The following is a 10735-nucleotide window of genomic DNA, read 5'->3' as shown; positions in this document are numbered from 1 at the left end:
TACGGAGATTGAAGTTTCCGGCAGTTTTTAAAGATAACTTTTTGAAAGTATTCTCTTGAATTTATTGTTTCTTAACAGGTTAAAGGCATTATTTTTGACGTTTCAGGATAACCATACAAATATTTCTGTTATGAAAACTTTTCATAAAATTATAGTTCCCGTCTCACTGGGGGCGCTGGGGCTCGTCATCTTTAGTTCATATTCTGTAGGAATTCCCAGAGGAGCGGTAGCTGTTAAAGAACTTTGATATCAAAAAATACCTTGGAAAATGGTACGAAATTGCCCGCTTTGATTACCGTTTTGAGAAGAATATGGATAATGTCACAGCCGAATATTCTGAAAATTCCAATGGAACAGGTCCAGGTAAAAAATAAAGGCTATGACTATGTAAAAAAAAGTCTGGAATACTTCCATAGGAGAAGCAAAATTTGTAAAAGACCCTACGGAAGCCCGTTTAAAAGTCTCGTTTTTCAAACCCTTTTGGGCAGGATATAATGTGATAGATATCGATGACGAATATCAGTATGCGCTGGTAGTGGGAAGCAGTTTAAAATATCTCTGGATTCTCTCCCGTACAACAGTCCTTCCCGAAAGTATCAGACAAAGGTTTCTGGAAAAAGCAAGGAAAATAGGATATAACACGGATGAACTCATCTGGGTGAAGCATAATCAGTAAACAGATAGAAATCTCAAAAAGGTTAATCAGTGTGTTGCAAGCTTTATCCATTAACCTTTTTGATATTTGCTTTAGCTTCCAACATATTCCTTCCACTCCTCAAACCGATAATCAATAACCTGCTTCATCAGATCATAATTTTCGTAAGTGTCTTCGATATGATAAAACGTTTCATATTCATAATCATTTTCTTCCGCTTTGGTATCAAAAAGATTGACATAGTCGTCTGCAAATGAACTGAATCTATTCCCAAAATCTGTGTCATCAGCATAATAATCTTTTGCAAAACTGTTCCCCAGATCATTCAGGTCATACTCGGAAAACTTTCCGTCACAAGAATCCATCACGAATTCTGCCCCGGTAATTTCCCTTCGTTTTAATTTTTCAATTTCCTCCGCACTATCTTCTTTCAGCTGATCAGAAATCAGATCATTATGAATACACCAGTTCAGGAACATTCCTGTATGGGTGGCACCGTTTTTCTCAGGAAGTCCTTCCGGGAAATCACCCCCGTAATGCCATGAGGCATCATCATATTTAGACATACTTATAAACAATTTTCGTCAAAAATAGAAAAAATCAATTTATATTGCCCGTCACCAAGAATTTTCCGTCATTTGTAAAAAGATTTTTTTCGAAGATAGAATATGGAAAAAGCTGTTCTGATCACCATCGGTGATGAAATCCTTTCCGGAAATACGATAGATACCAACTCTAATTTTATTGCTGCCGAGCTCAAAAATATAGGAATAAAAGTTATTCAGATTTTCACAATTTCAGATGAAATCGAAACCATTAAAAATACGTTAAAGATTGCTTTTGAAACAGGAGACCTGGTCATTACAACCGGAGGACTGGGGCCTACAAGAGATGACAAAACGAAAAAAGCGCTGGCAGAGTTTTTCGATGACGAAATTGCTTTGGATGAGGTCACTTTTAATCATTTGAAAGGTTATATGGAAAGAAGGGGACGCGCTGATATTCTGGAGAGAAACAGGGAACAGGCATTTGTTCCAGCAAAGTCCGTGGTCTTTCAAAACCATTACGGGACAGCACCCTGCATGATGATGGAGCAGAACGGAAAGCTGTCTTTTAGCCTTCCGGGAGTTCCCTATGAAGTAAAACCTTTAATCAAAGATCAGATTATTCCTTATTTGCAAGGGAGGTTCAGCCTTCATTATATTCATACACGGATTGTTTCTGTTGTAGGAATTCCTGAAAGTATTCTCGCAGATATCATTGAAGACTGGGAACTTGCTCTTCCCGGGAACCTGGCATTATCCTATCTTCCGGTCGGAACCCGTGTGAAGCTGAGACTTACAGCTTCCGGAGATAATGAAACAATTTTGAAACAGCAGACAGAAGACGAAATCCAGAAGCTATTGCCTTTGGTAAAAGGCCATGTTATTGCAACTTCAGAAGATAAGATAGAACAGATTCTGGCAGAAATGCTTACCGAAAAACAAATGACAATTGCTACGGCAGAAAGCTGTACCGGTGGTGAACTGGCCAAAATGATAACTTCGGTCCCGGGAAGTTCAAAACATTTTCTGGGAGGGGTAGTAGCTTATGCTACGGAGAAAAAGGTGAAAATTTTAAATGTTTCCCAGGAAACGGTAGATCAGTTTACTGTCGTGAGCGAACAGGTAGCACAGGAAATGGCGAAAGGCTGTCAGGAACTATTTGATTCCCACATTTCTTTATCCACTACGGGAGTGGCAGGCCCCGGAAAAGGTGAGGACGGTAAAGAAGTAGGAACGGTTTTCTATACGATAAGGGTCAATGAAAAAGAAGTAACTTCCAAATTGTATCTTCCCCACCTGGAGAGAGTTGATTTTATGGATTTTGTTTCCCAGAAAGTGATTCAGGATCTCGTAGGGCTTTTGATCAGCGGGTGATATCAAGAAGGATATTTTTAATTTTTTTTTAATTAATTTTTATAGGGTTTTTCACGCTTTTTGAAAATAATTCATCAAAAAGTTCATAAAAGTGGAAAATTCCAAACAGATCTTTCAGACCAACAGCAAAAAACGCTGGAAGAGCGTACAATGGGGAAGCCGTATCTTTATTTTTACCGGATTACTGCTTCTTCTCGCTTTAGGGCTGATGATGGCTCTGGACAAAAGTCCTGAAATTCCTTTTAAAGAAGATTACAAAGCTATAATTACTGCCAATAAACCTTATCTTCAGGAAAATAAAATTTCGAGAGAATATAAAGGATTCAGAAGCTTTATTTCTGAAAAAACGATGCATACCAGCCTGGCCAAGATTGAAAAGGCAAGGGTCGAAAGATTTAAAAATCAAAACAGAAACTGGGCACAATTTCCGGGAGGGATCCGTTCTGCCTTCTACGTAGCGTGGGATCCCCAATCTTTAATGTCGTTAAAACGGAATGTCAGACATGTTAATCTTGTTTTTCCCGAATGGTTCTTTTTGGATCCCAAAACAGGAAATCTGAAAACGAATGTTGATCCGGAAGGATATAAAGTGATCCGGAGAACAGGAGTGGCAACCATGCCTATTTTGAGTAATAATTTTGATAGGGAATTCCGTTCCGAAGGATTAAGAAAAGTACTTACAGATCCGCAGAAGAGAATGAATCTTATTCAGAAAATTACCCGGCAGTGCCAAAAATATCATTTCAAAGGTATTAATATTGACTTTGAGGATATGAATCTGGATTCTGACGAAAACCTGATTGCCTTTATGAAAGAGCTTTCAGAAACATTCAGACAGAACAATATGCTGGTGACTATGGATATCATGACGGATAATGATGACTATAATATCCGAAAACTGGATCCTTATGTAGATTACTTTGTTCTGATGGCCTATGATGAATATTCGGCAGGAAGTGATGCCGGTCCGGTTTCTTCCCAAAAATGGATAGAAGAGCAAACCGGGAAAATTGTAAAGCAAACCTCACCACAGAAAATTATCCTGGGATTGGGGGCGTATGGATACGATTGGAGCTCCAATAAAGATGACAATGCTTCCGTGACTTATATGCAGGCTATTACAAAAGCAAGCGCCAGTAAGGCAATAATCAATTTTGATGATAATACCTTTAATCTGAATTATTCGTACACGGATTCTAAAAATAATACCCATACCGTATTTTTTTAACGATGCTGCTTCTATTTTCAATACGATGCGATTTTCATCAGAATACCCGCTGGCGGGAACAGCCTTGTGGAGATTGGGAAGTGAAGACAGCAGGATCTGGAATTTTTATGACAAAGCCCTTACGTTTACCGGACTTTCAAAACTCAATCTCCAAACATTGGAAAATGTCAAAGGACAAACCATGGTGGATTACATCGGTGACGGTGAAGTGCTGGATGTACTGAATACTCCTCATGACGGAAAAATAGCACTGGAAATTGATTCTAAAGAAAAGATCATTACAGATGAAAATTATATTACCTATCCCAGCTCCTATGAAGTGAAAAAATATGGAGGAGCTCCTCAAAAAGAGCTGGTACTGACATTTGATGACGGACCGGATGAAATCTATACCCCGCAGATTCTGGATGTACTGTCTAAATATCATGTTCCGGCAGCCTTCTTTTTAGTAGGGTTAAATGCTGAGAAAAACCTTCCGTTAGTTAAAAGAATCTATCGTGAAGGTCATGAAATAGGAAATCATACCTTTACCCATGAGAATGTAGCTAAAGTAAGCCCGGAAAGAGCTTTGCTGGAATTAAAACTGACCAGACTCCTGATAGAATGTGTAACAGGACACAGCACCATTCTTTTCCGGGCTCCTTATAATGCCGACTCAGAACCCACCACTTCCGAAGAGATTATTCCGGTAGCACTGGCAAGAAAGCAAAATTATCTGGATATCGGAGAAAATATTGACCCGGAAGACTGGCAGCCCGGAATTACATCTGATGAAATTGTAAAACGGGTAATGGCCGGAATTAAACAGCAGAGAGGAAATATTATCCTGCTTCATGATGCAGGAGGAGAAACAAGGGAGGAAACCGTGAAAGCCCTGAAAACTTTAATTCCAATGCTTCAGAAACAAGGATATCACTTTACCAATCTTACCAGTATCCTGCATAAGACAAAAAATGAACTGATGCCGGAAGTACCTAAAACAAGATCCTACTATGTGATGCAGCTTAATCTGGTTTTGGCGACCATTATTTATGGGGTTAGCCGTTTTCTCGTTGCGCTGTTTACCATCTTTATTATATTGGGGTTGATAAGATTATTGTTGATGGCCTACTGGGCTTTTAAGGAAAAAAAGAATGAAAGGAAACATGAAGGTTTTCCCGTTCTGAAATCATACCCGAAAGTTTCCATCATTGTTCCTGCCTATAACGAAGAAGTCAATATTGTATCATCCCTGAACAACCTGTTAAAACAGACTTACCCGAATTTTAATATCATCATGGTAGATGACGGAAGTACTGACACCACATATGATAAAGCCAAAGAAGCATTTCCCAATCATCCTAAGCTGGAGATTTTTACCAAAACCAATGGTGGAAAAGCAACGGCTTTAAATTTTGGAATTTCCCAAACTGATGCAGAATATGTGGTGTGTATAGACGCTGATACCAAATTGCAGCAGGATGCCGTAAAATATCTGATTGCCCGATTTTTAAATGCCCGCCCTGAAGAAAAAATTGCAGCGGTAGCAGGAAATGTAAAAGTAGGAAACACAGTAAACTGGCTTACAAAATGGCAGGCTATAGAGTATACGACCAGTCAGAATTTTGACAGGCTGGCTTACGCTCATATCAATGCCATAACAGTAATTCCGGGTGCTATCGGTGCATTCAGAAGATCAGTGATTATGGAAGCGGGCGGATATTCTTCAGATACACTGGCTGAAGATTGTGATATTACTGTGAAAATCTTAAAAGTAGGATATACTGTTGCCAATGAAAACCGGGCCGTAGCAGTAACAGAAGCTCCGGAAACTGTAAAACAGTTCTTAAAACAGCGCTTCCGGTGGACCTATGGAATTATGCAGATGTTCTGGAAGCAAAAACAGACTTTCCTGAGTCCGAAACATAAAGGATTGGGCCTTTGGGCAATGCCTAATATCTTATTATTTCAATACATTATTCCGTTTTTTTCTCCATTGGCAGATCTTATCATGTTTTTTGGAATCTTATCCGGAAATGGAAGTAAAATATTTACCTATTATCTGATTTTTCTTCTGGTAGATGCTTCTTTGGCACTGGTTGCATTTATTATGCAGCGGGAGAAATGGGTTAATCTGATATATGTTGTTCCACAGAGATTCGGGTACAGATGGCTGATGTATATTGTATTGTTTAAAAGTTTAAGAAAAGCATTGAAAGGCGAAATGCAGTCCTGGGGATTCCTGAAAAGGACAGGTAATGTAAAAGAGATAGCAGCTTCTAATATGTAATCAGAGTTAGTTGAGAAAATTAAAAGATGGGTGATGGGAGATGGAAGGTGGAAGTCATGAATGTCATAAAAATGACTGCCACAACCTTTTTTACCTTTACTCTTGGTAATGGTCAGCTAAAAGTTACTTCCAGCCTCATTCTCCGGCTTCGGACCCGCTTAAATTTTATGATACTCTGACGTTATTTGTTTAAATTTGTTTTCATAAAAGTAACAAATAGTAAATAAATCATACATATTGTATAAATTGTTATCATAATGAAAAAAATAACGCTTTCTTTGTTTTTAATAGCAGGGATCTGCTCTCAGAATACCATGAGTGCACAGGCTAAAGCTGCTAAAGTAGCAGTGAACAACACAGATAAAGGCTTAGACCTTAGCTTGATGGATACTTCAGTACGTCCACAGGATGACTTTTATAATTATGTGAGTGGAACCTGGATGAAAACAGCCAAAATTCCATCTGATAAGCCGACCTGGGGAAGCTTTAATAAACTGGCGGAGGATACGGATAACAATTCAATGACGATCCTGAACTCCCTTTTGAAAGATAAATTCGCTGACGGAAGCGAAGGCAAGAAGATCCAGGATTTATATGCAACCTTCATGAATGTGGAGAAAAGAAATGCTGACGGAATTAAGCCTATCCAGGAAAATCTGAATAAAATTGACGCCATCAAAAACCTTGCTGATCTTCAAAACTACCTGGCTTCTGTAACGAAGGAAGGAGAAAATGTTTTTTACGGATGGGGAATTGATGCAGACCTTAAAGATTCTAAAATGAACGCTGTTTATTTAGGAAATGCCTCTTTAGGATTAGGAAGAGATTATTACCAGAAAGTAAACGAAAAAAATACGGAAGCAATTGCAGAATATCAGAAATATGTAGCTTCCATGTTAAAAGAACTGGGATACAAAAATGCTGATGAAGCAGCAAAAGGTATCGTTAATTACGAAAAAAGCATTGCACAAACTTATCTGACAAACGAGCAGAGCCGTGACAACACCCTTCAGTACAATCCTCAGACAATGGCAGAATTGTCAACGCTGGTAAAAGGAGTTGATATTCCGGGATACCTTAAAAAAGTGGGTGTGAATACAGATAGGGTAATCATTGGAGAACTTGGCTATTATAAAAACTTTGATAAATTAGTAAGTGCTCAGAACCTTCCTGTAATTAAGGATTATCTTAAATTCCATATGATCAACGGAAGTGCTTCTTACCTGAGTGAGAAACTGGGAGACATGAAATTTGCTTTTTATGGAAAATACTTAAGAGGCCAGCAGGAACAAAGAGCCCTGAATAAGAGAGGCTTTGAATTGATCAACAGAAACCTGGGTGAAGCTTTCGGAAAATTATATGTAGAGAAATATTTCCCGGCAGAAGCTAAAGCTCAAATGGTGGAACTGATTGATTACCTGAAGAAAAGTTTTGCCGTTCATATCAATAACTTAGCCTGGATGTCTGCTACAACGAAGGAAAAGGCGATGCAGAAATTGAATAAATTCACTGTAAAAGTAGCCTATCCGGATAAATGGAAAGACTATTCTAAGCTGAACATTATTTCTGAAGCAAAAGGAGGCACACTATACCAGAATCTTCAGAATGTTTCAGAGTGGCAGTATAATAAAGACCTGGCTAAAATCGGAAAACCGGTTGATAAAACAGAATGGGGAATGACTCCACAAACGGTAAATGCTTATTACAATCCGGTAAATAACGAGATTGTATTCCCTGCAGCCATTCTTCAGCCTCCATTTTTCAATCCTAAGGCTGATGCAGCCGTAAACTTCGGTGGTATCGGAGCTGTTATCGGTCACGAAATGAGCCATGGATTTGATGATTCAGGAGCTCAGTTTGATGCTGATGGTAACCTGGTAGACTGGTGGACTCCGGAGGATAAGGCGAATTTTGAGAAAGCAACAAAAGCTTTAGCCTCTCAATACGACAAATATGAGCCGGTAAAAGGAACTTTCGTAAACGGAACATTCACAAACGGTGAAAACATCGCCGATTTAGGTGGAGTGAATATTGCTTACGATGCCCTTCAGATGTACCTGAAAGATAAAGGAAACCCGGGTAAGATTAGCGGATTTACCCAGGATCAGAGATTCTTCTTAAGCTGGGCAACCGTTTGGAGAACGTTATCCAGTGAAAAATATATGATTAACCAGGTGAAAACAGACCCACATTCTCCTGGATATTTCAGAAGCTTTGGACCGTTAATCAATGTTGATGCTTTCTATAAAGCATTTGATGTGAAAAAAGGAGATAAACTTTACAAAGCTCCGGAAGACAGAATCAAAATCTGGTAAAATATATAAACCGCTCAGCAATGGGCGGTTTTTTGTTTTCGGGGATGGTCTACCCAAAAACCTGAAAATCCAATATTATTTTATCGGTTACAGGAAAAATATTGTCCTGAACCTGTCCCTGTCTTCCGTATTCCGGAACACCATTACTGAATACTTTCCATCATTTTCCAATTATCCTTCATCACTTATCATTAAAGTTTGTATATTTGATACGTTTGTGTTAAATCAAAAATTATCTTTAATGAAAAAGCTAAATATTGGGATACTTGCCTTTCGGGTATTGTATTTCTGAATTCGTGTGGTACGGCAAAAACTGCAGGCGCAGATGTAAAAGCAGAAGCTGCAGCAGCTGTTGAAAAGCCGGTGAAAGAAGAAATAAAAGACGAGGGGATCAACCTGTCCTACATGGATACCAATGTCCGTCCGCAGGATGACTTTTTTAGCTATGTAAACGGAAATTGGGTGAAAACTACCCAGATTCCTTCCGACAAGGCAAGCTGGGGATCTTTCAATGCATTGAGAGAAAATGTAGATGATGCTTCTCTGGATATATTAAATAAAATTTTAACGGAATCTTATCCTGCAGGATCTGAAGGTCAGAAAATTCAAAACCTGTATGCTTCTTTTATGGATACCAATAAGAGAAATGCAGAGGGCTTAGCACCCATCAAAGGAGATTTGGCAAAGATTGATGCTATTAAAAACCTTAATGATCTTCAGAAATACCTTTTGGAAGCTACAAAATTAGGAGACAACTCTTTTTATGGCTGGAGAGTAGGGGCAGATATGAAAAACTCTAAAATGAATGCAGTATATCTTGGAGGCCCTGATCTTGGTTTGGGAAGAGACTACTATCAGAAAGTCAATGAAGCCAATACGAAAACGTTGGCAGAATACCAGTCATATGTTGGAAAACTATTTGGTGTTTTAGGATATAAAAACTCAACACAGGCGGCCCAAAATGTAGTGGATTTTGAAAAACAACTGGCTAACTATCTGCTGACCCTTGAGCAGAACAGGGATGCTAATCTGAGATATAACCCTAAAAATGTTTCAGAACTGTCTGGATTGGTCAAAAATATTAATCTTGCCCAATACCTGAAAGACGCAGGAGTAAATACGGACAGGGTAATTATCGGAGAATTGAAGTATTATCAGAATATGGATCAGTTCCTTACCCAGAAAAACCTTCCTTTATTAAAAGATTATTTAAAATATCATGTTATTAATGGAAATGCGAGTAATCTTGATGATGGATTGGAACAGATCAGGTTTGATTTCTATTCAAAATACCTGCAGGGACAGAAAGAGCAGCGTCCTATGAACAAAAGAGGGCTTTCCCTTGTAAACGGTGTTTTGGGAGAGGCCTTCGGAAAATTATATGTAGAGAAATATTTTACTCCTGAAGCCAAACAGCAGATGGAAACCTATATTGACTATTTATTAAAATCATTCAAAACACATATTGCCAATATAGATTGGATGTCTCCTGAAACGAAAGTAAAAGCACAGGAGAAACTGTCTAAGTTTACAGTGAAAATTGCTTATCCGGATAAATGGAAAGATTATTCCAAACTACAGGTGGAGTCACCAAAACAAGGGGCTACCTTATATTCCAATCTTCAGAATGTATCAGCCTGGCAATATCAGAGAAGCCTGGATAAGGTAGGAAAGCCGGTTGATAAAACAGAATGGGGAATGACACCACAAACGGTAAATGCATACTATAGCGGATCAAATAATGAAATTGTATTCCCGGCTGCAATCCTTCAGCCTCCTTTTTATAATCCTAAAGCAGATGCTGCTGTGAATTTTGGGGGGATTGGAGCGGTAATCGGCCATGAAATTTCCCATGGTTTTGATGACAGTGGCTCCCGTTTCGATGGAGACGGAAACCTGAATAACTGGTGGACGGATGCCGATCGTAAAAACTTTGATGCAAAAGTAGGGCAGTTAGCGGCACAATATAGTGCTTATGAGCCTGTAAAAGGAAGCTTTGTAAATGGCAAGTTTACAAGCGGAGAAAACATCGGAGATTTAGGAGGTGTAGCTGTAGCTTATGACGCCCTTCAGATGTACCTGAAAGATAAAGGCAACCCGGGGAAAATCAGCGGATTTACCCAGGACCAGAGATTCTTTATGAGCTGGGCAACCGTCTGGAGAACAAAAGCCACCGATCAGTATATGACCAATCAGGTAAAAACAGACCCGCACTCCCCGGGAGTATTCAGGGCATTCGGCCCGTTGGTGAATCAGGATGCATTTATCAAAGCATTTGACATCAAACCGGGAGATAAAATGTATAAAGCTCCTCAGGACAGAATAAAAATTTGGTAGCCTTACCAAAAA

8 protein-coding genes are annotated in these 10735 nt (G+C 39.0%); 7 read left to right on the top strand and 1 reads right to left on the bottom strand.

The features are described 5' to 3' along the window. The first annotated feature begins 230 nt into the window (after positions 1 to 230). Both HX13_RS26395 and HX13_RS26070 read left to right on the top strand, forming a co-directional pair. Entirely contained in the window at positions 231 to 374 is a 144-nt protein-coding gene (locus tag HX13_RS26395) for a lipocalin family protein (RefSeq protein ID WP_410493135.1), read from the top strand. A gap of 38 nt (positions 375 to 412) precedes the next feature. Next, a complete protein-coding gene (locus HX13_RS26070; protein ID WP_316931315.1) occupies positions 413 to 676 on the top strand; it encodes a lipocalin family protein in 264 nt (87 codons plus the stop codon). 71 nt (positions 677 to 747) lie between these two features. Here HX13_RS26070 and HX13_RS13750 read toward each other — a convergent pair whose 3' ends face one another. After that, entirely contained in the window at positions 748 to 1221 is a 474-nt protein-coding gene (locus HX13_RS13750; RefSeq protein WP_050021576.1) for a hypothetical protein, read from the bottom strand. Between the two features lie 102 nt (positions 1222 to 1323). Between HX13_RS13750 and HX13_RS13745 the strand changes: the two genes are divergently transcribed. The 5 genes from HX13_RS13745 to HX13_RS13730 all read left to right on the top strand — a co-directional run bounded on the left by HX13_RS13745 (position 1324) and on the right by HX13_RS13730 (position 10723). Then, a complete protein-coding gene (locus HX13_RS13745) occupies positions 1324 to 2574 on the top strand; it encodes a CinA family nicotinamide mononucleotide deamidase-related protein (protein WP_050021575.1) in 1251 nt (416 codons plus the stop codon). Between the two features lie 91 nt (positions 2575 to 2665). Further along, positions 2666 to 3802, top strand: coding sequence for a glycosyl hydrolase family 18 protein (locus tag HX13_RS24370; protein ID WP_238555338.1), 1137 nt, complete (start codon positions 2666 to 2668; stop codon positions 3800 to 3802). Positions 3803 to 3827: 25 nt separating this feature from the next. After that, complete coding sequence (locus tag HX13_RS13740) at positions 3828 to 6071, top strand: glycosyltransferase (RefSeq protein ID WP_238555337.1); 2244 nt, start codon at positions 3828 to 3830, stop codon at positions 6069 to 6071. A gap of 257 nt (positions 6072 to 6328) precedes the next feature. Next, positions 6329 to 8386 (top strand): M13 family metallopeptidase, encoded by a 2058-nt coding sequence (locus HX13_RS13735; RefSeq protein ID WP_050021574.1) that lies wholly within the window; start codon positions 6329 to 6331, stop codon positions 8384 to 8386. 405 nt (positions 8387 to 8791) lie between these two features. Then, positions 8792 to 10723, top strand: a complete 1932-nt coding sequence (locus HX13_RS13730) for a M13 family metallopeptidase (protein WP_128572418.1) — start codon at positions 8792 to 8794, stop codon at positions 10721 to 10723. Positions 10724 to 10735: the final 12 nt, after the last annotated feature.

The sequence above is a fragment of the Chryseobacterium sp. P1-3 genome, assembly GCF_000738495.1.
In the GTDB taxonomy this organism is placed as follows: Bacteria; Bacteroidota; Bacteroidia; order Flavobacteriales; family Weeksellaceae; genus Chryseobacterium; species Chryseobacterium gallinarum.
The sequence above is the reverse complement of the archived record's forward strand: the minus strand, read 5'-3'. Positions and strand labels throughout refer to the sequence as shown.